The 26,409-nt window shown below is 70.6% G+C and carries 22 protein-coding genes; 12 read left to right on the top strand and 10 right to left on the bottom strand.

Annotation, left to right across the window (positions count from 1 at the left end; translation table 11 throughout):
• The first annotated feature begins 87 nt into the window (after positions 1–87).
• The 7 genes from murJ to F4558_RS26660 all read left to right on the top strand — a co-directional run bounded on the left by murJ (position 88) and on the right by F4558_RS26660 (position 8,457).
• Positions 88–1,845 carry a murein biosynthesis integral membrane protein MurJ gene (gene murJ, locus F4558_RS26690; RefSeq protein ID WP_053651664.1) on the top strand — a complete coding sequence of 586 codons (1,758 nt, stop codon included), beginning with the start codon at positions 88–90 and terminating at the stop codon, positions 1,843–1,845.
• Between the two features lie 446 nt (positions 1,846–2,291).
• Positions 2,292–3,896: a protein kinase family protein gene (locus F4558_RS26685; RefSeq protein ID WP_053651666.1), complete on the top strand. Its 1,605-nt coding sequence runs from the start codon at positions 2,292–2,294 to the stop codon at positions 3,894–3,896.
• 43 nt (positions 3,897–3,939) lie between these two features.
• Complete coding sequence (gene sigM, locus F4558_RS26680; RefSeq protein ID WP_167946426.1) at positions 3,940–4,647, top strand: RNA polymerase sigma factor SigM; 708 nt, start codon at positions 3,940–3,942, stop codon at positions 4,645–4,647.
• Entirely contained in the window at positions 4,644–5,648 is a 1,005-nt protein-coding gene (locus tag F4558_RS26675; RefSeq protein WP_167946424.1) for an RsmA family anti-sigma factor, read from the top strand. The genes sigM and F4558_RS26675 overlap by 4 nt, the downstream gene beginning before the upstream one ends.
• Positions 5,649–5,830: 182 nt before the next feature.
• Positions 5,831–6,781, top strand: a complete 951-nt coding sequence (gene trxB / locus F4558_RS26670) for a thioredoxin-disulfide reductase (RefSeq protein WP_053651670.1) — start codon at positions 5,831–5,833, stop codon at positions 6,779–6,781.
• A 30-nt stretch (positions 6,782–6,811) separates the two neighbouring features.
• Positions 6,812–7,135 carry a thioredoxin gene (trxA, locus tag F4558_RS26665; protein ID WP_053651673.1) on the top strand — a complete coding sequence of 108 codons (324 nt, stop codon included), beginning with the start codon at positions 6,812–6,814 and terminating at the stop codon, positions 7,133–7,135.
• Between the two features lie 161 nt (positions 7,136–7,296).
• Entirely contained in the window at positions 7,297–8,457 is a 1,161-nt protein-coding gene (locus tag F4558_RS26660; RefSeq protein WP_053651675.1) for an N-acetylmuramoyl-L-alanine amidase, read from the top strand.
• Between the two features lie 56 nt (positions 8,458–8,513).
• On the opposite strand, the gene F4558_RS26655 is transcribed toward F4558_RS26660, so the two are convergent.
• Entirely contained in the window at positions 8,514–9,182 is a 669-nt protein-coding gene (locus F4558_RS26655) for a GNAT family N-acetyltransferase (RefSeq protein ID WP_053651677.1), read from the bottom strand.
• 296 nt (positions 9,183–9,478) lie between these two features.
• Here F4558_RS26655 and F4558_RS26650 point away from each other — a divergent pair, with 296 nt between their 5' ends.
• Both F4558_RS26650 and F4558_RS26645 read left to right on the top strand, forming a co-directional pair.
• Complete coding sequence (locus tag F4558_RS26650; RefSeq protein ID WP_053651679.1) at positions 9,479–10,792, top strand: aminotransferase-like domain-containing protein; 1,314 nt, start codon at positions 9,479–9,481, stop codon at positions 10,790–10,792.
• Between the two features lie 7 nt (positions 10,793–10,799).
• Positions 10,800–11,801: a D-alanine--D-alanine ligase family protein gene (locus F4558_RS26645; RefSeq protein ID WP_167946422.1), complete on the top strand. Its 1,002-nt coding sequence runs from the start codon at positions 10,800–10,802 to the stop codon at positions 11,799–11,801.
• A gap of 414 nt (positions 11,802–12,215) precedes the next feature.
• Here F4558_RS26645 and F4558_RS26640 read toward each other — a convergent pair whose 3' ends face one another.
• From F4558_RS26640 to rpmH, 9 genes are all read right to left on the bottom strand, one after another.
• On the bottom strand, positions 12,216–13,256 hold the full coding sequence (locus F4558_RS26640; protein ID WP_376767577.1) for a hypothetical protein: 1,041 nt from the start codon (positions 13,254–13,256) through the stop codon (positions 12,216–12,218).
• A gap of 1,593 nt (positions 13,257–14,849) precedes the next feature.
• Positions 14,850–15,878 carry a ParB/RepB/Spo0J family partition protein gene (locus F4558_RS26635; RefSeq protein ID WP_053651683.1) on the bottom strand — a complete coding sequence of 343 codons (1,029 nt, stop codon included), beginning with the start codon at positions 15,876–15,878 and terminating at the stop codon, positions 14,850–14,852.
• A gap of 27 nt (positions 15,879–15,905) precedes the next feature.
• A complete protein-coding gene (locus tag F4558_RS26630) occupies positions 15,906–16,994 on the bottom strand; it encodes a ParA family protein (RefSeq protein ID WP_280846146.1) in 1,089 nt (362 codons plus the stop codon).
• Between the two features lie 470 nt (positions 16,995–17,464).
• A complete protein-coding gene (gene rsmG / locus F4558_RS26625) occupies positions 17,465–18,373 on the bottom strand; it encodes a 16S rRNA (guanine(527)-N(7))-methyltransferase RsmG (RefSeq protein ID WP_370469166.1) in 909 nt (302 codons plus the stop codon).
• Positions 18,374–18,377: 4 nt separating this feature from the next.
• Entirely contained in the window at positions 18,378–18,989 is a 612-nt protein-coding gene (locus F4558_RS26620) for a Jag family protein (RefSeq protein WP_053651690.1), read from the bottom strand.
• A 211-nt stretch (positions 18,990–19,200) separates the two neighbouring features.
• Positions 19,201–20,187 (bottom strand): membrane protein insertase YidC, encoded by a 987-nt coding sequence (yidC, locus tag F4558_RS26615; RefSeq protein WP_167946420.1) that lies wholly within the window; start codon positions 20,185–20,187, stop codon positions 19,201–19,203.
• Positions 20,184–20,447: a membrane protein insertion efficiency factor YidD gene (gene yidD / locus F4558_RS26610; protein ID WP_209274737.1), complete on the bottom strand. Its 264-nt coding sequence runs from the start codon at positions 20,445–20,447 to the stop codon at positions 20,184–20,186. The genes yidC and yidD overlap by 4 nt, the downstream gene beginning before the upstream one ends.
• Before the next feature lie 29 nt (positions 20,448–20,476).
• Positions 20,477–20,893 carry a ribonuclease P protein component gene (gene rnpA / locus F4558_RS26605; RefSeq protein WP_053651695.1) on the bottom strand — a complete coding sequence of 139 codons (417 nt, stop codon included), beginning with the start codon at positions 20,891–20,893 and terminating at the stop codon, positions 20,477–20,479.
• Between the two features lie 34 nt (positions 20,894–20,927).
• The gene (gene rpmH / locus F4558_RS26600; RefSeq protein ID WP_007453904.1) at positions 20,928–21,065 is read right to left on the bottom strand and encodes a 50S ribosomal protein L34; all 138 of its coding nucleotides are present in this window, start codon (positions 21,063–21,065) and stop codon (positions 20,928–20,930) included.
• A 632-nt stretch (positions 21,066–21,697) separates the two neighbouring features.
• On the opposite strand from rpmH, the gene dnaA reads away from it, so the two are divergent.
• The 3 genes from dnaA (at position 21,698) to gnd (ending at position 26,399) form a co-directional block, all read left to right on the top strand.
• Positions 21,698–23,524: a chromosomal replication initiator protein DnaA gene (gene dnaA / locus F4558_RS26595; RefSeq protein ID WP_167946418.1), complete on the top strand. Its 1,827-nt coding sequence runs from the start codon at positions 21,698–21,700 to the stop codon at positions 23,522–23,524.
• 828 nt (positions 23,525–24,352) lie between these two features.
• Positions 24,353–25,486, top strand: coding sequence for a DNA polymerase III subunit beta (gene dnaN / locus F4558_RS26590; protein ID WP_053651697.1), 1,134 nt, complete (start codon positions 24,353–24,355; stop codon positions 25,484–25,486).
• 40 nt (positions 25,487–25,526) lie between these two features.
• Positions 25,527–26,399 carry a phosphogluconate dehydrogenase (NAD(+)-dependent, decarboxylating) gene (gene gnd / locus F4558_RS26585; RefSeq protein ID WP_053651699.1) on the top strand — a complete coding sequence of 291 codons (873 nt, stop codon included), beginning with the start codon at positions 25,527–25,529 and terminating at the stop codon, positions 26,397–26,399.
• Positions 26,400–26,409 lie beyond the last annotated feature (10 nt).

Here is a 26,409-nt window from a genome sequence, read left to right as displayed (position 1 = left end):
CGCCGGGCGCGGGTAATGGGCGGGGTTGACTAAGGTCTGTGGCGTGCGGGTCGGTGCCCGGCTCGACGTACCCCTGGGAGGCTGGAGATGAGCGGCGGGCTCTACCGCAGCGCGAACGCCGCGCGCGACGGCGGGCCCGGAGCCGGTGGGCGCCCGCAAGACGGCGCCACCTTCATCTCCGCCGAGCCGCTGAACCAGCCGGCCATGGAGTCGACGGCGCCGCCGCAGGAGCAGGTGGCCGAGGCGAGCGCCGCGACAAACAGCGCGGTGATGGCCGTCGGCAGCCTGGTCAGCCGGGGTACGGGCTTCCTGCGCAACCTCGTCATCGCGGCGGCGCTCGGTGGCGCGCTGGTCGGCGACGCGTACACGACCGCGCAGATCCTGCCCGGGATGGTCTACGAGTTCCTGCTCGGCGGTGTGCTCACGAGCGTGCTGATTCCGGTGCTGGTCCGCCGCCGCAAGTCCGACGCCGACGGCGGCCAGGCGTACGCGCAGAGGCTGTTGACCCTCGCGGTGCTCGCCCTCGGCGTGGCCGCCGTGCTCGCTGTCGCGTTGGCCTCGCCGCTGACCTGGCTCTACGGCAGTGGCGAGTCGACAGGCGACTATTCGCAGCTGGTCACAGCGCTGGCCCGCCTCATGCTGCCGATGATCTTCTTCTCGGGGCTGAGCGCGCTGATCAGCGCGGTGCTCAATACCCGGGGGCACTTCGCCGCCCCGATGTGGGCGCCGATCCTCAACAACCTGGTGGTGATCGGCACCGCCGGCCTCTACATCGCCGTGTTCGGTGCGGAAATCGTCCGGCCGGGGGACATGACCACCGGGCGGGTGCTGCTGATCGGCGGCGGCACCCTGCTCGGCGTCGCCATCCAGGCGGCGGGCCTGCTGCCGGCGCTGCGCAAGGTCGGCTTCCGCTGGAAGCTGCGCTTCGACTTCCGCGCGCTCGGGCTGCGCGAGCTGGGCCGGCTCGGTGCGTGGATGATCTGCTACGTCGCGGTGAGCCAGGTCGGCCTGATCGTGCTGTTCAACCTGCTGAACCGGGCCGGCAAGGAGAACGCGGCCGGTCCGCTGATCTACAACAACGTCTTCCTCCTGCTGATGACCGCCCACGGCATCATCGCCGTCTCGATCATCACCGCGCTGATGCCCCGGATGAGCGCGGCCGCCGCCGACGGCAGGTACGCCGACCTCGCCGCCGACCTCTCCCGGGGCACCCGCACGGTCACCGCGGTGCTCGCTCCGATCGCGGTCTGCTACGCCGTTCTGGCCACGCCGATCGCGTTCACCCTGTTCCGGTTCGGCGCGTTCAACGAGGACAACGCCACCGCCACCTCGATCGTGCTGCTCGCCGCGGCGTTGGCGCTGGTCCCGTTCGCTGTGAGCCAGCTCTTCACCTTCGCGTTCTACGCGCTGCCCGACACCCGGACCCCGGCTCTGATCAACATTCCGGTCGTGGCGCTCCGGATCGGGGTGCAGATCGTGCTCTTCGTGGCCTTCTCGGCGAGCTTCGCCGGGGCCGGCATGATGATCGGTAACGCGATCTCCTATCTGGCTGCCGCTATCGGCTCCGCGTGGCTGCTCCGGCCGCGCGTCGGTCGGATCGGTCTCGGCGAGATCATGCGGACCGGCGGCCGGGTCGCGGTCGCGGCACTCGGTTCGGCACTTGTCGGTCTGCTGGTGGTCAAGCTGCTGCCCGGTGATGACACGCCGACGCGCCTGGAGGCGATCGTCCAGCTCGTGGTCGGCGGTGCGGTGATCGGCGGGACGTACCTCGGGTTGGCAATGGTGCTGCGGATCGGGGAGATCACCGAGGTGGTGGGCATGGTCCGCCGCCGCCTCGGTCGCTGATGGTCAGCCGGCGATCACAACAAGTTGGTAGACATACCGACGGTGACTGCGGATCACCAGCCTGGGGATGCACCTGTGGATAACTCCGCGATTCGCCGGCCAGCAACCAGATCGGCCTGTGGATAACCAACCGTACGGATGAGCGTGGCCGCCCGATCGGGGGGAACCCGATCCCCTGCGGGACGCGCCGACCGGGCCTGGCCCCACCGTCGATCGCTTGCGGTGAAGCCGTAGATTGGGTTAGTACATGTGCCAGCAACATGGCTGACAACGGTCGCAACCGGACTACTTCTCCGACTCCCGGCACCCCGCTGGGTACGGCGGGAAGATGACATGTCGGAGAGACGGGCAACCCGGGTAAGGTCGCTCTCGACGGGTGCGGCGGCGCCGACGCTGGGCGTCGACACCGGTCGGCCGGTTCCTTCGACGGCAGAGCGGGAAGCCACATGCCCAGCAGTGCGGGTCCATCGATCGACACGATCACCGAGGGAGGACGGGTGACCCAGGTCGGCGAAGGTCAGGAGGCGGACGAGAGCGCTCCGCCGGTCATGACCTTCGGTGCTCCCACGGCCGGTGAGATCCTCGCCGAGCGGTACGAACTGGTCGAGCACATCAACAACGACAGCGCGGGTCGGCTGGTCTGGCGCGGGGTCGACGTCATCCTGCGCCGTCCCGTCGCGGTGGTGCTCCGCTACCCGGGTGGTGACTCCGCCACCGAGATGCTCCAGGCCGCCGTCGCGGCCAGCCGGGTCATCCACCCCAACCTTGTCGGCGTGTACGACGCCATCGACGAGGCCGACCGGGCGTACGTGGTCCGGGAGTGGGTCGACGGGCAGTCGCTGCGTGACCTCGCCGCCGAGGGCCCTCTGGACCCGGCCCGCGCCACAGCCATCGGCAACGCCGTCGCCAGCGCGCTCGCCGCCGTGCACGCCACCGGGATGGTCCACGGAAACGTGCACCCCGGCACCGTCATGATCAGCGACGAGGGACGTGTGGTCCTGGCAGACGCGCGCACCGACGGCGACGACAGCCAGGAGAGCGACATCCGGGCGGTCGGCGGCGTCCTCTACTTCGCGCTGACCGGTCACTGGCCGCACTCCGAGGCACCGCTGCGCGGCGCTACCGCAGGCCATGGCCGGGCCGCCATCTCCGACGCCGTCCGGGACGCCGCCGGCACGATCGCGGCCCCCCGCCAGGTCCGGGCCGGAGTGCCCGCGTACCTGGACGACCTGACAATGGATCTGCTCGACGCCGAGATCGCCCCGCCGTCGTCCGATGTGCTCGCCGCCGAGCTGGCCCGCCTGGACGTACCCGAGGACGAGCACTACCTCGACACCAGCGGGCCGTTGCGGTTCGCCGCCGACACCGGGGAGGAGCCGTCCCCGCTGGCCGCGGCGGGTGGGCGCAAGGTCGCCATCGGCATCGCTGGCCTGCTGGCTGTCGCCCTGGTGGGTCTGCTCATCGGCATCAGCGCGCTCGGCGACAAGGACGAGGATCCGCAGAACACCGCCGGTGCCACGCCCTCCGCCAGCGCTCCGGCAGGTGACGCCACCCCGGCCGCCGCCACGGTCCGCAACCTGAAGGTGCAGGGCATCCGGATCGTCGACCCGGACAGCACCAAGCGGGACGAGCTCGGCGGCGCTGACAAGATCATCGACGGCGACAACGACAAGGGTTGGGAGACCGACCGCTACCCGAACGCCACGTACGGCAACCTGAAGACCGGCATGGGTGTCTGGCTGGATCTGGGCTCGCCGCACACTGTGAAGTCGGTGCAGGCCGTGCTCTCCGGTCGTGGTGCCACCGCGCAACTGCTCGCCGGCACCGCCGGCTACCCCTCCAGCTCCAACGGTGACAAGCAGATGGTGGCGAACTACAAGACCGAGATCGGTGTGTTGAAGGAGCACGACGGCACCACGATGACGTTCAACGGCTTCAACGCCGACGAGAAGTACCGCTACCTGCTGCTCTGGTTCACCGAGTTGCCGCCCAGCGGCGACGAGGACGGTTTCCGACTCGGGGTGCAGGAGATTACGGTCCAGGGTTCGTGAGCCGGGCAGCACGAGCCCGGCAGCGCCTCCGCCGGCGGTGGTGATGGAGGGGCGCGACGCGGCGACGGACCTTGAGCTGCTGCGCGCCCATGTCGCCGGCGACCGGGACGCCTTCGCCGAACTCTTCCACAGGCACCGCGACCGGCTCTGGGCGGTGGCTCTGCGGACGATCGGTGACCGCGAGGAGGCCGCAGACGCCCTTCAGGACGCCCTGCTGTCGGCCCACCGTGCCGCCGCGCGTTTCCGTGGCGACTCCGCCGTCACGACCTGGCTGCACCGGATCGTCGTGAACGCGTGCCTGGATCGGATCCGCCGCCGACAGGCGCACCCCACAGTGCCGCTGCCCGACGGCATCAGGTCCGTGGACGGGTCGGGCATCGGCGGCGTCGAACCGGCCGCACCGGCACACGACCACGACACCGCGCTTGTCGTCCGTGAGGCGCTCGCCGCGCTGCCCGTCGAGCAGCGGGCCGCTCTGGTGCTCGTCGACGTGCAGGGCTACCCCGTGGCGGAGGTCGCCCGCATCCTCGGTGTCGCGGAGGGGACTGTGAAGAGCCGGTGCGCTCGCGGTCGGGCGCGCCTGGCGGTGCTGCTCGGGCATCTCCGACCGGCGGCGTCGACGGTCCCTCGGACTTCGGCCGACCCGAACACGGACGTGCCCGGCGTCACGGCGGGGAACCCACGCCCGTCCGAGGGCGTCGGATCGGGGTCGGGCCGGTACCGGCGGGACGCCAACCAGGAGGACTCGTGACGACCGAGGGGTTCAGGGAGGTCGACAACGACCTGCTCGCCGACTACCTCGGCGGGGCGTTGGACGGCACTCCGCAGGAGTCGGAGGTCGCCCGACTGGTGGCCGTCGACCCGGCCTGGGCGCAGGCGTACGCGCTGCTGGCGCCCGCGATCACACAGGTCCACGCGGACCTGGCGCGGTGGGCCGAGCCAGCCCCGGAGATGCCGCCAGATGTCGCCGACCGACTCACCGAGGCGCTGGCGGCGGCAGGTCCCCTGCCGGATGACAGCGAGCACTCCACGAGCACGCCGGAGCCCGCTGCCGGCTCCGCGACGCCGGTGCTTCTGCCTGCGCAGGGCGGTCGCCGGCCCGCCGGCTCCGCGCCGGCCGAGCCGGGGCGAAGCACTCCCACCGGTCCGGGGCGTCGACAGCGACGGCAGCGACGGTGGGTCCGAGGTGCCGCTCCGGTGGCCGTCGCGGCAGTCGCCGTCGTCGCGGTCGGACTGGGGCTCACCCAACTGACGGGGAACGGCGCTGACACCGCCGACACCAGCGCCATGGACCGCCCGGCCAGCGCGCCCGAAGCAGCGGCGGGGGCCGGGGCGGCGCGCACCACCGGGCCGCCGCTGCGCAGCGGCACCGACTACACCCCGCAGACCCTCGGGCAGTCCACGGGCAGCGCCGTGACCGCCCGTCCGTTCAAGGAGCCCAGCGGAGGTCCCGGCGAGCAGCCCGGTGTGGACGCCGAGGGGGGCCGCCGGCCCGCTCCGGACGGCACGGACCAGTTGACCCGGCTCACCGACGAGGCCGCGCTCACGGCCTGCCTGGCGGACGTGGCTGCCGAGCACGGGTCCGCGCCGCTGGTGGTCGAGGTGCTCGACTACGCCAGGTTCCAGGGCGAGCAGGCACTGGTCATCCGGTTCACCGACGCGGCCGGTGCCCGCTGGGCCTGGGTGAGCGGCCCGGAGTGCGGCGTCCCCGGGTCCGGCTCGGACGGCAGGTATTCAGCGCGGGTAGGGTGAATCCGCGGTCATCGGTGCGATAACCGTCCACGTGACCTGACCCACCGGATGCCCGGCTCGGGAATCCCCACTTCGTACGATGACGTTCTGGAAGTCAGTTGCCGGCACGCACCACCCGCCGGCACTTGGATCAGCATCGGTGCGCGCGCCGACGCCGAACACACACAACTCGGGAGACGGCAGTGGACGAGGTCCGCAACCTGATCATCATCGGCTCCGGCCCGGCCGGTTACACGGCGGCGGTCTACGCGGCCCGCGCCAACCTGAAGCCGCTGATCATCGAGGGCGTGCAGTCCGGCGGCGCGCTGATGACCACCACCGAGGTGGAGAACTTCCCCGGGTTCGCCGACGGCATCCTCGGCCCCGAGCTGATGGACAACATGCGTAAGCAGGCCGAGCGCTTCGGCGCCGAGTTCCTCACCGACGACGTGACCCGCGTCGAGCTGGTGGACACCGGCGACGCCGGCGCCGGCGCGGTGAGCACCGTCTGGGTCGGCGAGACCGCCTACCAGGCCCGCGCGGTAATCCTCTCCACCGGCTCGGCCTGGCGTCCGCTGGGCGTGCCGGGCGAGCAGGAATACCTGGGCCACGGCGTCTCCTCGTGTGCCACCTGTGACGGGTTCTTCTTCCGCAACCAGCACATCGTTGTCGTCGGCGGTGGTGACTCGGCGATGGAGGAGGCAAGCTTCCTCACCCGCTTCGCCGACTCGGTCACGATCATCCACCGGCGAGACTCGTTCCGTGCCAGCAAGATCATGGCGGACCGGGCGCTGGGCAACGAGAAGATCAAGGTCGAGTGGAACAGCACCGTCGAGGAGATCCTGGGCGCCGACGGCAAGGTCACCGGCGTACGGGTCCGCAACGTGCACACCGGCGAGTCCAAGGTGCTGGACGTCACCGGCGTCTTCGTGGCCATCGGCCACGACCCCCGCAGTGAGCTCTTCCGGGGCCAGGTCGAGATGGACGACGAGGGGTACGTGAAGGTCCAGGCGCCAAGCACCCGGACGAGCGTGCCCGGCGTCTTCGCCGCAGGCGACCTGGTCGACCACACCTACCGTCAGGCGATCACCGCGGCCGGCACCGGCTGTGCCGCCGCGCTTGACGCCGAGCGGTTCATCGCGACGCTCAGCTGAAACAGGAAATACATCCCGGAGGAGGGCATAGTGGGAAATACCAAGGCGGTCACCGACAAGAGCTTCGTCGCTGACGTGTTGCAGGCAGACAAGCCGGTTCTGGTGGACTTCTGGGCCGAGTGGTGCGGTCCGTGCCGCAAGGTGTCGCCGCTGCTCGAGGAAATCGCCGGCGAGATGGGCGACCGGGTCAGCATCGTCAAGCTCAACATCGACGAGAACCCGGAGACGGCACGCGCCTACCGGGTCATGTCGGTGCCGACGCTCACCGTCTTCAAGAACGGTCAGCCCGTCCAGTCGATCGCTGGCGCCAAGCCGAAGGGCGAGTTGGTTCGGCTCATCGAGTCGGCCCTCTGACCAGCAGAAAAGCCACCGAACCCCGTACCCGATCGTTGGGTACGGGGTTCGCTGTCTTCGCGGCCCGCGTTTTTCCGGCCCTAGCCACCTGGCCGCCCCGGAACGCATAACCTCAAGCCTGGGCCGCCCGGCCAGCCAGCTTCCTGCAGAGGGGGTCGAGCGTGCGTCCGATCCGACCCGGTGACCGGGGACCAGCGGTCACGGAGATCCGTACCATCCTGCATGGTCTCGACCTGCTCGCCGCCGGTCCGCAGACCGACGAGTTCGACGTCGACGCCGAACGCGCGGTGCGGGCGTTCCAGCAGTCCCGTGGGCTCAGCGTGGACGGCCGCGTCGGCACGGAGACCTGGGGCGCCCTGGAGGCCGCGCGGTGGCGGCTCGGCGCCCGCACCCTCTACCACGCGGTGCCCGACCCGCTCACCGGCGAGGACGTCCGCTCGCTCCAGGAACGACTACTGGAGATGGGGTACGACGTCGGCCGCGCCGACGCCATCTACGGCATCCGGACCTCCCGCGCCGTGGCGCAGTTCCAGCGGGAGGTCGGGCTCACCCCCGACGGCTCCTGCGGGCCGCACACGATGGACGCCCTGCGCCGGATCGGCCGCAAGGTCGTCGGCGGGCGCCCGCAGTGGCTCCGCGAGTCCGACGCGATCCGCCAGTCCGGGCCGGCGCTCGTCGGCAAGACGGTGGTCATCGACCCCGGGCACGGAGGCACCGACCCGGGCATGGTGGTGCCGGACGGCCCGCTGCGCTGGACGGAGGCGGATCTGGTCCACGACCTGGCGAGCCGGCTGGAGGGACGGCTCGCCGCCTCCGGTGTACGGGTGCAGCTCACCCGGGGTCCCGCGCCGGACAAGTGCCTGCCGGACACCGAGCGGGCGATGCTCGCCAACTCGCTCGGCGCCGACGTGTTCGTGTCGCTGCACCTGGACGGGCACGCCAACCCGGAGGCGGAAGGGGTGGCGACCTACCACTACGGCACCGACAACGGGGTCACCTCGTCGACAGGCGAGCGGCTGGCCGGGCTGGTGCAGCGGGAGATCGTCGCCCGGACCGGGCTGCGGGACTGCCGCACCCACGCCAAGACGTGGGACCTGCTGCGGCTCACGCGCATGCCGGCGGTACGGGTGGAGGTCGGCTACCTCACCTCGCCGACCGACCGAGCCCGGCTCATCGACCCCCGTTTCCGGGACCGGGTGGTCGAGGCGATCGTGGCCGCGGTGCAGCGCATGTACTTCCCGATCGAACGGGACGTACCGACCGGCTCGATCGACGTCAGCGAACTGCGGGCGGTGGTCACCGCCGGCACCGTCGTCGACTGACCCTCCCGCCCGTGGGTCGACTGACCCCGCCCGGGCGAAAGGCCGCCGCCCGACCGTCAGTTGCTGCTGGTGGACCGGGTGGCCGGTGCCGGTCGAACCGGACGCAGCAGGGTTTCCGGGCTCATCGAGCCGAGGAGCTTCTCCAGCGCGTACTCGACGTCGGACTTCCAGCTCAGCGCGGTGCGCAGCTCAAGCCGCAGGCGGGGGAAGCGGGGATGCGGACGTACGGTCTTGAAACCGACCGACAGGAAGAAATCGGCCGGCGCCACGCAGCCACCGGCCGGGTCGTCCGCGTCACCGAACTTGGCATCGCCGAACGCCTCGATCGCCTTGATCCCCCGCTTGGTCAGATCCCGCGCCACACCCTGCACCAGCATCCGGCCCAACCCGCCGCCGGAGAACGAGGCGACCACGTTGGCGGTCATCAGCAGCGCCGCGTCGGCCGAGACCGGAGAGGTCGGAAAGGCCATCGAGCGGGGCACGTAGGCGGGCGGCGCGTACATCACGAAACCCGCCGGCATGCCGTCGACGTACGCGAGCTTGCCGCAGGAACCCCACTCCAGCAGCGTCTGGGAGACCCACGCCTCCTTCTCCAGACCGGGGTCACCGGCGGCGCAGGCCCGGTCGGCGGAGACCGGATCCAGCTCCCAGTAGACGCACTGCCGGCAGGGACGAGGAAGATCTTCCAGCGTGTCGAGGGTCAGGCTGACCAGACGTCGCGACATATGGCGCATCCCCACAATAGGCTCGGTGGTGAGACCGGCACGGAACGACAGCGCCGCCTTCCTGCCCCCGACGAGCGATCGTACGCCGCTGATCGACCGTACGGGAGGGGACGCGCAGATACCCACCGCCCCGGGGGGACGGCGGCGGGCGTCCGGGATGTGGTCGGTCCGTCACTGCAGGCCGACATGCAGGCTCAGGCGGGCTACGATCGACAATCGGTGCCTCCAGCCCTCATGGTCACGAGTGGGCGGGGTACCCGGGGCGGGAGCCACCGAGCAGCGATCGAGGTGAGGTCATGACCGGCACGACGCTCGACGACTACACCGACCGGTACGCCCGGCGTGTACGCGGCATGACCGCCTCGGAGATCCGAGCACTCTTCGCGGTGGCCAGTCGGCCGGAGGTCGTCTCACTCGCCGGTGGCGCTCCCTACATCGCCGCGCTGCCACTCGACGCCGTGGGCGAGATGCTGGGCCGGCTGGGCTCCGAGCATGGTGTGACCACCCTCCAGTACGGCATCGGCCAGGGCACCCTCGAACTGCGCGAGCGGATCTGCGAAGTGATGTCCCTCTCCGGGATCGACGCCGCGTGTGGCGCCTCACCCGAGGACGTGGTCGTCACTGTGGGCGGGCAGCAGGCTCTCGACCTGGTGGCCCGACTCTTCCTCGACCCAGGTGACGTGGTGCTCGCCGAAGGCCCCACGTACGTTGGCGCGCTCGGGGTCTTTCAGGCCGCGCAGGCGCAGGTGGCGCACGTGCCGATGGACGCCGACGGGCTGATCCCCGAGGCCCTGGAGACAGCCATCGCCGACCTGGCCCGCGCCGGCAGGCGTGTGAAGTTCCTCTACACCATCCCCACCTACCAGAACCCGACTGGCGTGACGCTCAGCGAGGAGCGCCGGGAACGCGTCCTCGACATCTGCGAACGGGCCGGCCTGCTCGTCGTCGAGGACGACCCGTACGGCCAACTGGGTTTCGAGGGTGAGGCGCCCGCGCCTCTGCGTGCCCGCCGCCGCGACGGCGTCTTCTACCTCAGCACGTTCTCCAAGACCTTCGCCCCCGGGCTGCGGGTCGGCTGGATCCTGGCGCCCCACGCGGTCCGCGACAAGCTGGTCATCGCCAGTGAGGCGCAGATCCTCTGCCCCAGCGGCTACGCCCAGGCCGCCGTCGCCACCTACCTGAGCACGATGCCGTGGCGGGAGCAGCTGAAGGTCTACCGCGAGGTCTACCGGGAGCGCCGGGACGCCCTGCTGGACGCGCTGGCCGACCTGATGCCCGAGGGCACGAGCTGGACGACGCCGGCCGGCGGCCTCTTCGTCTGGACCAGCCTGCCCGACGGGCTCGACTCGAAGGCCATGATGCCGCGCGCTATCGCCGCGCGGGTCGCCTACGTGCCCGGCACCGGCTTCTACGCCGACGGGACGGGCACCGACGCCATGCGGCTCAACTTCAGCTTCCCGCCGCCGGAGCGCATCCGTGAGGGCGTCCGCCGGCTCGCCGGCGTCATGGAGCAGGAGATCGCGACGCGTCGCGTCTTCGGCGCGGTCAGCGGCACCGGAGGCCGTCGTGGCCGGCCCGGCTCCGACGTGCCGGGGCCCGACTTGGCATGATGCCGCAATGGGTACGACCGCTGTCGAGCGCCTCGCCGTGACCAACTCCGCTGTCGCGGCCGACCTGCGGGTGCTCGTACTCGCCGGCGGCCTCTCCTACGAACGTGACGTTTCGCTGCGCTCCGGTCGCCGGGTGATCGACGCCCTGCGTGCCGTCGGGGTCGAGGCAGAGCTGCGGGACGCCGACGTGGCGCTCCTGCCCGCCCTCGCCGCCGACCCACCGGACGCCGTCGTGATCGCTCTGCACGGGGCGAGTGGCGAAGACGGCTCCCTGCGGGGAGTCCTCGACCTGTGCGGCATCCCGTACGTCGGCTGCGACGCCCGCGCCTCGCGGCTCGCCTGGGACAAGCCGTCCGCCAAAGCAGTGCTCCGCGAAGCGGGCATCCCCACCCCGGACTGGGTGGCACTGCCACACGACCGCTTCTCCGAACTGGGTGCGGTCGCCGTCCTGGACCGCATCGTCGACCGGTTGGGTCTGCCCCTGATGGTCAAGCCGGCGCAGGGCGGGTCGGGTCTGGGCGCCGCTGTGGTCCGGGACGCCGCGTCACTCCCGGCCGCGATGGTCGGTTGCTTCGCGTACCACTCGACGGCGCTCGTCGAGCGGTACGTGGCCGGCAAGGACGTGGCGGTCTCCGTTGTCGATCTGGGTGACGGGCCGCAGGCGCTGCCGCCGGTCGAGATCGTGCCGCGTAACGGTGTCTACGACTACGCCGCTCGTTACACCGCCGGCCGGACCACCTGGCACGCCCCGGCCCGGCTGGAGCCGGAGGTGGCCGCCGCAGTGGCCGACGTGGCCCTCGCCGCGCACACCGCGCTCGGCCTCCGGGACCTGTCCCGGGTCGACGTGATCGTGGACGCCGCCGGTCAGCCACACGTGCTGGAGGTCAACGTCTCGCCCGGCATGACCGAGACGTCACTGCTGCCGCTCGCCGTCCAGGCCGCCGGTCTGGACTTCGGTCGGCTCCTCGGCTCGCTTGTCAGCCGCGCCGCTGCCCAGCACGCATCCTGACCCGTTACACGGCACGTGGCGGATCCGGGCCGGGGTGGGCAGCGCTGAGCTTCGTGGAGGCGATTGTCGCCAAGGAGTGCGGCTACGTACCCCGGCCACCCGGACCGGAGCGGGTGGCCGCGGACGACGAGCTGCCGATCTGCGCGTGAGGTGGACGGGTGTGGTGCCGCCGCCCGGCTGACAGGTCGGCAGTGGGCGGATGGTCGGTCGGCTCGGGTGTGCTTGCCGGTGCGGCGACATCGTCCGTCGCGTCTGGCGCGGTCGTGGGCGTGGCTCGGCAGGCCGACGATCAGTGGGCGGATTGCACGCCGAGTGGGGTGTGCTGGTTGGGGCGGCGGCGTCCATCGCGTCTGGCGCAGCCGCAGGCGCGGCCCGTGCGGCTGCGGGCGTGGCTCGTGCAGTCGCGGGCGTGACTCAAGCGGTCGCGGGCGTGGCTCCGGGGCCGGGTGCTGCCTCGGGGTCCTGGTCGGCGTCTTGCTCGGCGTTCTGTTCGGCCGCTGGGCCGACTGCTCGCTCGGGCGGGCGGAGCGCGTGCACGGCTGGGCCGGCTGCTCGCTCGGCTGAGCCGGCCGGGTTGACGGCTCGCTCGGTTGACCCGGCTGGGCTGACCGCTCGCTCGGCTGACCCGGTTGCTTGCTCCCGGGCTAGGTGGCCGGCGGCGACAGTGGGCGCGGATGGCGGGTCGATGTCGGTCGCGGCCGGATCGGTGACGGAGGGCACCCCGTCGTCCCCATCGCCGTCCGCGAGGTCGGCGGCGGGGCTTTCCTCGTTTGCCGGCTCCGGGATCTCCTCTGCCGCCTCGATCACCGAGACGGCCTCCTCTTGGGCCGCAGCGGCGTGCGCGGCTTCGGACTGGGCCAGCAGGCTCGATGGTGCCTGCCACTGGATTCGGGGCGGCTCCGCCAGCGGCCGACCGCCGAACTCAGCGAGCCAGGCGGCGACGAGCGCCAGATTTTCCCGCCACTGATCCTCGGAGATCGGCGGCAGGATCGAGTCCCACAGCGACAGGAAGGTTCCCCGCAACTGCAGCCGGCCGTACGGGCGGGCCAAGAACCACATGTGCAGGTGAGCGGAGCCGTCGCCCCAACGGTTGACGTGCACCCGCGCCACCCCGTCCAGCGACCGGATTGCACGTTCCAGGCGAACTGTCATCACCCCGAGTTCGGCGGCGAGCAGATTCGGTAGATCGCCCAGATCGAGGTGGGTCCGCGACTCCAGGATGAGCACCATGGGCAGACCGGTGGGGCGATCCATGGCGCGTACCCGCCACCGCTCTCCCACCCAGATGTACGCGTCGTCGGGAGCGTTGCAGGCGGTGCATTCCCGGAGGCCCTCGCCCTTGCGTGGCGGTTCGACCGGGACCGGTTCGTCGAGCTGCTTCACACGGAGATCACCTTCGAAGGGGAACGAAGGCCACTGGGTGAAGTCCGGGACTGAGGGAGGGGTGTCGTGCACGAAGCTGACCCTAACCGAGTCTGGCACCCATGTCCCTACTTGTTTGATCGGTCCGGGCCGTCCAGATCAGTGCCTCGCGTCGATCGGCCGACCCGACGCCAACACCCCGCCAAAGCGATATCCACAGGCTGCCGAGACGGCGAACACAGGCCGTCATCCACAGGCCGACACCCGCGTCCACGCGGTGTTTCACGTGAAACGGGGGGTGCCTGTGGACAAAGGGTGTGGATAACTTTTCCACCGCTCGGTCGTTGCGGTCGGGCTGCGGTGAGCCGGCTCAGACGACGTTTCGATGGAGTCGCGGACGACGGTCACGCCAGGTCGCTTGAGGGGCGCCGAGTCAGGTTCGGCTCTGCCGTTAAAGCGGCGGACCGGCCGTGGCGCCGTCCACAGGTTTGAGGGCTCCTTGCGGCGGCGGCGGAGGGCCTTCCGGCAACGGTGGCCTCTATCGCGGCGGTGGCTTCTGGCCGGGGATCGGCTAGGTGCGTGGCTCTCGCAGGTGCGTGGCTCTCGCAGGTGCGTGGCTCTCGCAGGTGCGTGGCTCTCGCAGGTGCGTGGCTCTCGGAGGTGCGTGGCTTCCACTGGGGCTGTGGGCTGGCGCGGGCCCATGCCCGTCTGTGCGGCCGAAGCTCTCGACGACGGCTCTCAGCGGTATGGCGTGCCCTTCGTCAGGCAGACCGCCGACGTGGGCCGGCGGTGGTCGGGGTAGTCGGGGTAGTCGGGGTAGTCGGCGGGCATCGCGCTTGATCGACTCGGGTTCCATGAAATCGGGGTGTCACCGGCGATGAGACACCTCGATTTCCGTGAACGCGAGTCGATCATCGGTCGAGGTGGCGCCGTTTCACGTGAAACGCCCGCGCTATGGCCCCTCCGGCCATACGTAGATCCTGAGACGGCGAGCGGACGCCTCGCGCGCCCTCTCAGCGGGCCGCTGCCGGCTCCCCGCCCTCTCCGAGCACCTCGGGTACGGCACGTGTCGCTGAGCGCCCTTAGAGCCGCAGAGGTCAACTCCGTTCTGAGCTTCATGCGGGCGGGCGCCCCCGTTCCGCCTCGCGCGTCCTTGCGGCAGGACCGCCAGGACGCGCGAGGCGGCGTGAGGCGGCCCAGGGCTGTCCCGGGGCGCGCCCTCCGGTGACGCAACGCGCAGGGCGACCCGGTGAGGCAGCGCGGGCGCGCGGGGCGAGGCGGGTGGCGGGCGGGGCCGGGCGGCGCGGGTGGCGGGCGGGGCCGGGCACGCAAAGCCGGGGCTGGGCGGCGGGGCGGGGGCCGGGCACGCAGAGCCGGGGCGGCCCGGGAAGAGCGACACGACGCTGGACGCCATGGCAGAGCGCGCTGAGTCGGGGCGGTGCCCAAAGCTAGGACGGCGCAGCCGAGGCGGCAACCACAGCGACCAAGGTGACGCGGAAGGGGCCGAGCAGCCGAGCAGCCGAGCAGCCGAGCAGCCGAGCAGCCGAGCAGCCGAGCAGCCGAGCAGCCGAGCGATGCTACGCCCCCAACCGACGCGCAGGGCCACGCGTCTGTTTCACGTGAAACGGGCCCAGACGCAGGACGGCCGCGCTACCCGGGGGAAGCGCGGCCGCAGGGGAAGCGCGATCAGTCGCCGGAACCTTCCTGCTGCACTCCGATGATCCCGACGATCCGCTCCAGGTCGTCCACCGTGGCGAACTCGATCGTGATCTTGCCCTTGCTCCGGCCGATGTCGACCTTCACCCGGGTGTCGAAGCGGTCGGACAACCGGTCGGCCAGGTCCGACAGGGCGGGTGCGTGCGGCTTCGCTCGGCGCTTCGCCGCCTGCGTCTTCGCGGGCCCGTCGTTCAGCGCCAGCGCGACGACCTCTTCGGTGGCTCGCACCGACAGTCCTTCGGCCACGATTCGCAGCGCCAACTGCTCCTGGGCCTCCGGGTCGTCGAGGCTCAGGAGTGCGCGGGCGTGGCCGGCGGAGAGGATACCCGCCGCCACCCGGCGCTGCACCTGCGCCGGCAGGTTCAACAGGCGGATGGTGTTTGAGATCTGTGGGCGGCTGCGGCCGATCCGGCGAGCCAGCTCCTCGTGGGTGGCCCCGAACTCCTCAAGCAGCTGCTGGTAGGCGGCGGCCTCTTCGAGCGGGTTCAGGTTGGCCCGGTGGATGTTCTCCAGCAGCGCGTCGCGGAGCATGGCGTCGTCGCGGGTGTCCCGGACGATGGCCGGGATGCTGTCCCGCCCGACCGCCTGGGCGGCACGCCAACGCCGCTCACCCATCACCAGCTCGTACTTCTCGTCGTCGAGCTGCCGGACGACGATGGGCTGAAGGAAGCCGACCTCCTGGATCGAGGTCTTCAGCTCCTCAAGCGCCTCCTCGTCGAAGACCTGGCGGGGCTGCTTCGGGTTCGGCAGGATCGCGTCGACCGGGATTTCGGCGAACCGGGCGCCCGGCACCGGACTGAGAGTGGACTCCGGCTGGTGGGCCGGCACGCTGACAGGCGCAGCCGGTACGGCCGAGGTCGCCGCACCGTCGTCCACGTCGACGTCCACGTGCCCGTTCTCCGGCTCGGCCGTCACGGTGCCAGCGGCACCTGGCACCGGCCCGGTCGGGATGAGCGCCCCAAGGCCCCGTCCCAGACCGCCCCGAGGACGGTTCTTCATGCCAAGCCTCCCAGCAACTTGTCCGCACTACGCATTCCGGCCCACCGGCTCCTTGACGCCCCGCTCGGCGATCTCCTGGGCTGCCTCGAAGTAACTCGTCGCGCCCCGCGAACCGGGATCGTAGGTCATCACCGACTGGCCGTAGCTGGGCGCCTCGGAGACCCGGACGTTGCGGGGAATGACGGCCTGGAGAACCTTGTCGCCGAAGTGGTTCCGCACGTCCTGCTCCACCGCGTCCGCCAGCCGGGTACGCCGGTCGTACATGGTCAGCAGGATGGTGGAGACGTCGAGCTTCGGGTTGAGGTGTTGGCGTACCAGGTTGATGTTGTTGATCAGCTGGTTGAGCCCCTCCAGGGCGTAGTACTCGCACTGGATCGGGATCAACACCTCCTGCGCGGCGACCAGGGCGTTGACAGTGAGCAGTCCGAGCGAGGGCGGGCAGTCGATGAAGACGTAGTCAAACTGGCCCGGGTAGGCGGTGATGGCCCGGTCGAGGCGCGACTCCCGCGCCACCACCGACACCAGCTCGATCTCCGCGCCGGCGAGGTCGATGGTGGCCGGTACGCACCAGAGGTTCGGGATCCCCTCGACCGCCTGCGCCACCTCGGACAGCGGCACGCTGTTGATGAGGCAGTCGTAGACGTCGGGAACGCCGGTGTGGTGCGGAACGTTGAGGCCCGTCGAGGCATTGCCCTGCGGGTCGAGGTCGACCACGAGCACCCGGTTGCCGTGCAGGGCGAGAGCCACCGCCAGGTTGACAGTGGTCGTGGTCTTGCCCACGCCGCCCTTCTGGTTGGCGACGCACATGACCCGGGTCCGGTCCGGCCGAGGCATTGTCACCTCGCCACTGGGATTCAGGATCTGCACGGCGCGCATCGCCTCCATAGCCAAGGGTGGGTCATCCTCTTCGCGCGTCGGGGTTTCACGTGAAACGTACGTGGGATCGGACGTGGCCGCCGTCGGCGACTCGGTCGGCACCTCGGGGACGACCACGGCATCCCGGGGTGCCGCAGCGGTGGGCTGATGCGGGACCGCAGGCTCGAAGCGCACCGCCGCAGCCGTGTTCCGCCGACCTGACGTCGGCCGCACCTCGGGTGCGTTGACCGGTCGGGTCAACCCCTCCGGTGTCCGACGACCAGCCGTCGGGGGCTCGACCGGGGCCGGCTGGCCCGCCGGTTCGTCCCGCGACACCGGCGGATCTCCGCCCTCCGCAGGAGGGGACGCCCCGGGCGCACCGGGCGACCAGCTCGGGTAGTCGGTTTCACGTGAAACAGGGTCGCTGGTTGACCCGGTCACGCGTGGATCGTCGTACCTGCCGTCGTCATGCACCTGTCATCCCTGCCCGCTTCGGATGGTCGGTCCGCGCCTCGGTCAACTTGGCCCGCACCCGCGCTCGCACCCCGGGGCGTACGGCCCCTTGGGAGCGGTCGGAGTCCGCGACGTCCGTCGGCCGCTCCACACTATCGACGCGCGGTCAGCCTACGGCGGACGGGCGCGGCCGGTCCACGTCGGGTTCTCATTCCCTCGTTCCATCCGTACGGGTACAACGAGGCAACCCACTGACCGGACGCCCGATGGCGCAACGATCAGCGGCGGCGTGCGCGTCCTGCACGGGCGCGCTTGCTGGCGGCCGGACGAGGTTGGCCGACAACGCGTTCACGGACGATCTCCACGACTGTGGTCGGCGGGTCGATCACCTCGACCCCGCACAGGCGCACTGCCGCCTCGCCGCCACCGAGCCGCGCCACGACGCCGGCGTGCTCCTCGACCTCCGCCGCGGCGGACGATCCCTTGAGTGCGAGCAGCCGTCCACCGCGTACCGCCAGGGGGAGGCACCAGGTCGCCAGCCGGTCCAGAGGTGCGACAGCGCGGGCGGTCACCACGTCTCCGCTGATCGGGTACCGATCGGCCGATCCGCTGGCGGCCTCGTCGGCCCGTCCCCGGAACACCCGCACCGACCTGGTCAGGCCGAGTTGTTCGACGGCCTCGATCAGGAACGACGTCCGTCGGGCGAGCGGTTCGATCAAGGTGACGGTCAGGTCGGGGCGTGCGATGGCCAGGACCATCCCGGGCAGGCCCGCGCCGGAGCCGACGTCGAGCACCGTCGCGTTGGCCGGGATCAGTTCCGCGACCGCCGCACAGTTGAGCAGGTGGCGGTCCCAGATCCGAGGTGCCTCCCGAGGGCCGATCAGACCGCGGACCACGCCGTCGGTCACCAGCAGTTCGGCGTACGCGGCGGCCAGGTCGAGCCGATCACCGAAGAGGGTGAGCGCGGCCGGAGCCAACTCGGGCGGCAGTGCCGCGTCGGCAGGCGACGGGCTGCGGTCACCGGACTCTGCCGCCGACGACGTGTCGCCGACATGCGCGTCCGGTGCGGAAGTGCCGCCGTCCTCGTCGTACCTATTCGGATCGGTGTCGGGCCGGACAGCGGACGGCCCGGGCGGCGTACCGCCCGGGCCGGTCACGGCGTCAGCCGCGGGGTCGTCGTGGGCCACCCGGTCAGTCCGCCGGCCGTACGACGATGCGACGGTTCGGCTCGACGCCCTCGGACTCGCTCGCCACTCCGGACATGGCGTTGACGACGTCGTGGACGCACTTGCGCTCGAATGCGGACATCGCCTCCAGCCGGACCGGCTCGCCGTACTCCTTGACCTTCTCGACGGCGTTCTTGGCGACGGCGGCGAGTTCCTTGCGTCGGGTCGCCCGGTAGCCACCGACGTCGAGCAGCAGGCGGCTCGGGGTCCCGGTCTGCCGGAAGATGGCCAGCCGGGTCAGCTCCTGAAGCGCCTCCAGGGTGGCGCCGCGCTGGCCCACCAGGTTCTGCAGTCGGGCACCGACCACCTCGACCACCGGCCGGCCACCGGCGACCAGTTCGTCGATGTCGCCGTCGTAGTCGAGGATGTCCAGCAGTCCTTCGACGTAGTCCGCCGCGATCTCGCTCTGCCGGAACAGTTCGCCCTCGCCGGCGGCCTTCTTCTCACGGCCACCCGCGGCGGGGGCGTCGTCGTCCACCTCAGACTCGTCGGCCTCGGTGTCGCCGTCTGCTGCGAGAGGCGCGGTGTCCTCCTCGTCCAGGTGCTGCTCGACGCGGGGGATGCTGGTCTCGGTCACGGTCTCATCTCCGTACTCGCTCGGCCGGACCGTCGGGTCCGCTGGTTTCCCGGGGCCGGCGGGAGGTCGCCGGTGCCCGCGGGCACGTCTGTACGGGCAGTGTCGCCCGTGACCGCGTCGTGCGCGGCCGGTTCCGCCCGGCGCCGGCCATCCGGCGGCTGCACGGTGCGGAACGGGCCGTCGCCGGTGGTCCGACGACGGCCCGTACGGGTCAGCCCTGCCGCTTGGCGGGGCGGCTCTTCTTCGGGTTCACCGGCTTGGCGCCCGGCTTCGGACCGGCCACCTTGGGGGCGGTGGCCTTGACCGGCGCGGGCGGGGTCGACTTGCCACGGCCGAACAGACCACCGGACTTGGCGGGCTGCACAGGGTTGCGGCTGGCGGCGGGAGCGGTGGTCTTCTTCGCGGTCACCGGCGGGGGGAACTTGCGCAGCACCCACTGCTGCTGGCCGAGGGTGAAGAGGTTGTTCGTGACCCAGTAGATGATCACACCGATGGGGAAGATCGCGCCGGAGATCAGCAGCGACGCCGGGATGCCGTAGAGCATCAGTCGCTGGATCATCCGCTGCTGCGGGTCTTCGGCCCAGCCGGTCTTGAGGATCATCTGACGGCTGGTCAGGTAGGTGGTCGCGATCATGATCAGGACCAGCAGACCGGCGATGACCTTGACCGTGGTGCCGTTGGCGCCGAGGCGGGCCAGCTCGTCGGCGGTGGATCCGAACTTGCCGGCGATCGGGGCGGTGAAAATCTTCGCGTTGGACGCGCTGTCGAACTGGCTGGCGGTCCAGCCGTAGAGGTCCTTGCTCTGCTTGGCCGGGTCCAAGCGGCGCAGCACGTGGAAGAGACCGAGGAACACGGGGATCTGGAGGAACATCGGAAGGCAGCCCATCAGCGGGTTGGCCTTTTCCTTCCGATAGAGCTCCATCATCTCTTTCTGGAGCGTCTCCCGGTCACCCTTGTGCTTCTCCTGCAGCTCCTTGACCTTGGGCTGGAGGGCCTGCATCGCGCGCTGCGACTTGATCTGCTTGACGAAGACCGGGAACAGGATCACCCGGACGGTGACCACCAGGAAGACGATGGCCAGGATCCAGGCAAAGTTGGTGCCGATCACCGCGCCGACGGGCACCCCGATGGCGTCCCAGGCGGAGTGCCAGGTCAGCAGGATCCACGAAATCGCGTAGTAGATCCAGTCGAGACTCAATTCGGTGCTCCAGTCACATCGGCACGGCGGCGACCGCCCGGCTCCGGCACCGGGTCATGTCCACCAGGGTGGAAGGGGTGGCAGCGCAACAACCGCCGGACCGCCAGCGCGGCTCCCCGGAGCGCGCCGTGGGTGGACACCGCCTCCTGGGCGTACGCACTGCACGACGGGTAGAACCGGCAGCGGGCCGGCAGAGCCGGACTTATCCACCGACGGTACGCGATGATAGGCGCTGTCAGCACCTTGGCACCGGTCGACATCGGGGACGCGGCGGCGGTCTTGTCGCTGCTCAACGGGACCGCCTCTCTCGGGGCGACCGGGCAACCGCGACGGCGGCGTCCAGGTCTGCGGCGAGCCGGGGATATGACGCCTCGGCTGCTGCGGGCAACGCCCGAACGACCAGGGTACTGCCGGTGGGCAAGGCGGCCAGTCGTTCCCGGACCAGCGCGCGCAGTCGGCGCCGGACCTTGTTGCGGACAACCGCGTTGCCCACCGCCTTGGACACGACGAAGCCGGCGCGGGCCGGGACGGAGGCTTGCTCCGCACCAGTTTCCCGCGCCGGCTTCGGCGAGGTCGATGTGGTGGGGTCGGCGGTCACCGGCACGGTCAGGTGGACCACGACGGCACCTCGTCCGGCGCGTCGGCCACCGCGAACCGCTGCGGCGAAGTCAGTGCTGCGCCGCAGTCGCTGCGCAGCGGCCAGCACGACTGCCCACGTCCCCCGGACCCGCCCGGTCGGCTCAGGCCGACAGGGTGGTACGACCCTTGGCGCGACGGCTCGACAGGATGGCACGGCCGGCACGGGTGCGCATGCGCAGCCGGAAGCCGTGGGTCTTCGCGCGCCGGCGGTTGTTCGGCTGGTAGGTGCGCTTGCTCACGTCAGGCTCTCCGTATTCGTACGCGCCCCGCGCGACGGGATCGCCGGGGTTCTGGGGTGGTCCAGGCCACCTCGACGGTGACCACCGATCGGTGCTGCCCTGCGGAACGGGACCTCGGCGACGCGGGGATGCGACCGTGGGCAGCAAACACCCATCACCCTAGCAGAGGACGAGAGAGCAGCCGCTCCAGCCTACGCAGGGGCGCAATGACCGTCAAACATGCCCAGCGCCGCCGTCGAGGACGCGCCCGGGGCCGAAGGGGCGGTTTTCGCTGATGCCGACAAGGTCGCTGCCGCGTCGCCGGTTGATGGGGCAGGGACAACGCTGTTACCGTGCCCGATTGCGGTGAGCATCGGAAGCTCCGGTCGTCGCGCGCAGGCAAGACCGGACACGCCGGTGAATCGTTCGGCACGGTGAACCCGCTTCAACGCCCGGCCAGGCAGGGGGCAGGTCGCACCCGCGTCCGCCGGGCGGCCCACAATCGGTCGGTACACAGGCTGTGGATAACCTGTGGACGACCCACTGGTCAGTCGTCCGGGTGGGTGATGTTCCACCCGCGCACGGGGCGGGCCCGGGACGGCCGGCTGGCAGACAGCGGCGGCCGGGAGCAGAGGCGAGGGGGTGGCACGACGGTGGCCGGTACGACCGACCTTGCCGCGGTGTGGTTAGCGGCGACCGACGAGCTCGCCGACGAGATCATCTCCGCCCAGCAGCGCGCCTACCTCCGGCTGACCCGGCTACGGGCGATCGTCGAGGACACCGCGCTGCTCTCCGTTCCGGACGCGTTCACCCGGGACGTGATCGAGTCACGGCTGCGCCCGGCGATCACCGAGGCGTTGACCCGCCGGCTCGGCAGGCCCATCCAGGTGGCGGTGACGGTGCGGGTGGCCGAGGACGCCACCGGACGCCCGGCCGGCACCGTCTACCGCAGCGCACCGGAGCCGGGCTCGACCGACGGCGAGATCCCGCTGTCCGGTTCCCTCGACGACGGGCACTCCGGACGGCCGCCGGCCGACAACACCATCCCCGAGCAGCATCAGCCGGGGTACGACCTCGCCGCACCGCCGGCGCCGCCCGGTCCGCCGCCCGGACCGGCTGCCGACGGCCACCGGTCCGGGCTGATTCCGGCCAGCCGCGACGGGCAGGAGGCGCTGTTCAGCGCCGCGTTCGTGGAGCCGCTGCGGTCTCCGCCCCGGGCGGGGTCGGACCGGCGCGGCTACGACGACCAGCCCTCCCGGCAGGATCAGCCGGGCCCGGACACCCGGCCCTACGAGCCCCGCTACCGCGAGGACGCCGGGTCGCCCCGGGACCAGCACGTGATCCGTCCGCTGCCCCGCGACGGTGGAACCGACAGCGGGCCCGGCCGCGGCGGGATGGATCACCGCGCCGGCGGCCGCGACGACCGTCGGCTGCCCGGCACCGACACCGGCGGCAACAGGCTGAACCCGAAGTACATGTTCGAGACGTTCGTCATCGGCTCGTCGAATCGCTTCGCCCACGCGGCGAGCGTCGCGGTGGCCGAGTCGCCGGCGAAGGCGTACAACCCGCTCTTCATCTACGGCAGCTCCGGGTTGGGCAAGACCCACCTGTTGCACGCCATCGGCCACTACGCCACAACGCTCGGTAACGCGCGGTCGGTGCGGTACGTGTCGACCGAGGAGTTCACGAACGACTTCATCAACTCGCTCCGGGACGACAAGACAAGTGCGTTCCAGCGCCGCTACCGCGACGTCGACATCCTGCTGATCGACGACATCCAGTTCCTGGAGAACCGCGAGCGTACGCAGGAGGAGTTCTTCCACACCTTCAACACCCTGCACAACGCCAACAAGCAGATCGTGATCACCTCCGACCGGTCGCCGAAGCAGTTGGCGACGCTGGAGGACCGGCTGCGGACCCGCTTCGAGTGGGGCCTGCTCGCCGACATCCAGCCTCCGGACCTGGAGACGCGGATCGCGATCCTGCAGAAGAAGGCAGCGCAGGAGCGGCTCTACGCCCCACCGGACGTACTGGAGTTCATCGCCTCCCGGGTGTCGAACTCGATCCGGGAGCTGGAGGGCGCGCTGATCCGGGTGACCGCGTTCGCCAGCCTGACCCGGTCGACCGTCGAGCTGTCGCTGGCCGAGGAGGTGCTGCGGGACTTCATCCCGGACGGCGCCGGCCCGGAGATCACGGCCGACCAGATCATGGTCTCCACCGCCGACTACTTCGGGGTGAGCCTGGAGGACCTGCGCGGCCAGTCCCGCTCCCGGGTGCTCGTCAACGCCCGCCAGGTGGCCATGTATCTCTGTCGGGAGCTGACCGAGTTGTCGTTGCCCCGGATCGGGCAGGCGTTCGGCGGTCGGGACCACACCACTGTCATGCACGCGGACCGCAAGATCCGGCAGCAGATGGCCGAGCGCCGCTCGCTCTACAACCAGATTGCCGAGCTGACCAACCGGATCAAGCAGAACACCTGAGGGGTACGGCGGCACGCGTACCCGGGACACGCCCGGCCGGAGATCCGGTCGGGCGTTCTTTTCGTCCGCGCCGGGGCACCGGCCCGTCTCCGAGGCGCCCGACTCGCGCTCTTTTTGTCTCCCGCGAGGGGGCCTCGGTTGACCCTCGACATGGTGCAGACCACAGGATCGACGCCGTGTCCGCTTCGTTGCTCACTCGTTCTCCACAGCTCGTTATCCACCGTCAGTGGATAACTACGGTCCGCGCTCCGCCAGTTACCCACAGGCTGTGGAGAAACCCTGTGTACGACGCTGTGGACGGCTGGGGACAACCGCGAGGTTATCCACCGACGCCTGTCCACCTGTGTACGGGCTGTTGAAGGTTCTGGGGACAACCACAATGGTGATCTTCCCGGCTGTCCACAGGCATGGGGAGAAAGTCGGTGGATTACCGGTGGACAACCGGTGGACAACGGTGGACAACCTGCCGCCGTCGCCGGGCTGTGGACAGACGAGGCGGTTGTACCCCGGGTTCTCCACAGCTAAATCACCGGTGGATAACCTGTCTGAGCTGCGCGAACTTGAGTTCTCCACAGTTTGCACAGGTGCGATGAAGACGATGAGTTATCTCTTCTAAGAGAACAAAAACCAATCATCACCGTTGGGCTTTCTGTGGATCGGGCCGAACGCTGCCGGACAGGCCGGTCAGCATCGACACGATCCATGGGGTCGGGCGCACAGCCGATGCCCCCGCGCCCTAAGGTGCGATGGGTACCCGCACGGTCGGGCGGGACGGTAGGCAGCGGTCGGCATGAGAGAGTTGTCGCTGACGTCGACGCGGAGGCATTGATGAAGTTCCGAGTGGAGCGCGACGCGCTCGCCGAGGCCGTGGCGTGGACCGCGAAGAGCCTGCCCAACCGGCCATCCGTACCGGTGCTCGCCGGGGTGATGCTGCGCGTCACCGACGGCAACCTGCGGGTTTCCGGGTTCGACTACGAGGTCTCCAGCCAGGTCACCGTCGAGGTGCAGGGTGACGCCGACGGTGCCGCCCTGGTCTCCGGCCGGTTGCTCGCCGAGATCACCAAGGCGTTGCCGGCCAAGCCGGTGGACATCGCCGCGGTCGGGGCCCACCTCGAGCTGGTCTGCGGCAGCGCCCGGTTCACCCTGCCCACCATGCCTGTGGAGGACTACCCCGCGCTTCCCGAGATGCCGCAGAGCGCCGGGACCGTGGACGCGGCAGCGTTCGCCACCGCCGTCGCCCAGGTGGCCGTCGCCGCCGGCCGCGACGAGACGCTGCCGATGATGACCGGCGTCCGGGTCGAACTCTCCGGCAGCACCCTGTCCATGCTCGCCACGGACCGGTACCGGCTGGCGCTGCGTGAGATCCAGTGGCGGCCCGACGACCCCGACGTCAGCATCAACGCGCTGGTGCCGGCCCGCACGCTCAACGACACCGCGAAGGCGCTCGGCCCGATCGGTGGCGAGGTCACCCTCGCCCTCGCGCAAGGTGCTGCCGGTGAGGGCATGGTCGGTCTCGCCGGAGGCACCCGACGCACCACCAGCCGCCTGCTCGACGGCGCCAACTACCCACCGGTGCGATCCCTCTTCCCCGCCACCCACAACGCCGAGGCCCGGGTGCCGGTCAGCACCCTGATCGAGGTGGTCAAGCGGGTCGCGCTCGTCGCCGAGCGGACCACCCCGGTGCTGCTCAGCTTCAGCGCCGACGGTCTGGTGGTCGAGGCCGGTGGCTCCGAGGAGGCCCGGGCCAGCGAGGCCATGGAGGCCACCTTCACCGGTGAGGCACTCACCATCGGTTTCAACCCCCAGTACCTCATCGACGGCCTGGCAAACCTGGGTTCCCAGACCGCCATGCTCTCGTTCGTCGACGCCTTCAAACCCGCGGTGATCTCGCCCGCTGGCGAGGATGGCGAGGTCATTCCGGGGTACCGGTACCTCATCATGCCGATCCGCGTGTCCCGCTGATCGCGCCCAGCAACACCCAGATCCACGGAGGTAGGAACAGATGCAGCTCGGCCTGGTAGGACTCGGCCGGATGGGCGGCAACATGCGCGAGCGGTTGCGGGCAGCTGGGCACGAGGTGGTCGGCTTCGACCACAACCCGCAGCTGAGCGACGCCGCCGACCTCGCCGAGCTGGCGGCAAAGCTCGAATCGCCGCGCGCTGTCTGGGTCATGGTGCCCGCCGGCGTCACCGACGCCACCATCGACGAGCTCGCCGCAGTGCTCGGCGAGGGCGACATCATCATCGACGGCGGCAACTCGCGCTTCAGCGACGACGCTCCGCGCGCGGAGCGGCTCAACGAGCAGGGCATCGGCTACATCGACGTCGGCGTCTCCGGCGGCGTCTGGGGCCGCCAGAACGGCTACGGCCTGATGGTCGGCGGCTCCCAGGAGCACGTGGACCGGCTCATGCCGATCTTCGACGCGCTCAAGCCGGAAGGTGAGTTCGGCTTCGTGCACGCCGGCCCGGTCGGCGCGGGGCACTACTCGAAGATGGTGCACAACGGCATCGAGTACGGCCTCATGCACGCCTACGCCGAGGGCTACGAGCTGATGGCCGCCTCCGAGTTGGTGACCAACGTCCCGGGGGTCATCAAGTCCTGGCGTGAGGGCACCGTCGTGCGCTCCTGGCTGCTCGACCTGCTGGACCGGGCCCTCGACGAGGACCCGGAGCTGGCCGAGCTGAGCGGCTACACCGAGGACACCGGCGAGGGCCGGTGGACTGTCGACGAGGCCGTCCGGCTCGCCGTGCCGCTGAACGTCATCACCGCCTCCCTGTTCGCCCGGTTCGCGTCCCGCCAGGACGACTCACCGGCCATGAAGGCGGTCTCCGCGCTGCGCCAGCAGTTCGGCGGCCACGCCGTCCACAAGCGCTGAGCGGTATCCA

This window comes from Micromonospora profundi (genome assembly GCF_011927785.1).
GTDB classification, from domain to species: domain Bacteria; phylum Actinomycetota; class Actinomycetes; order Mycobacteriales; family Micromonosporaceae; genus Micromonospora; species Micromonospora profundi.
Note: the sequence above shows the minus strand (reverse complement) of the source record. Positions and strands in the feature narration are given on the sequence as shown.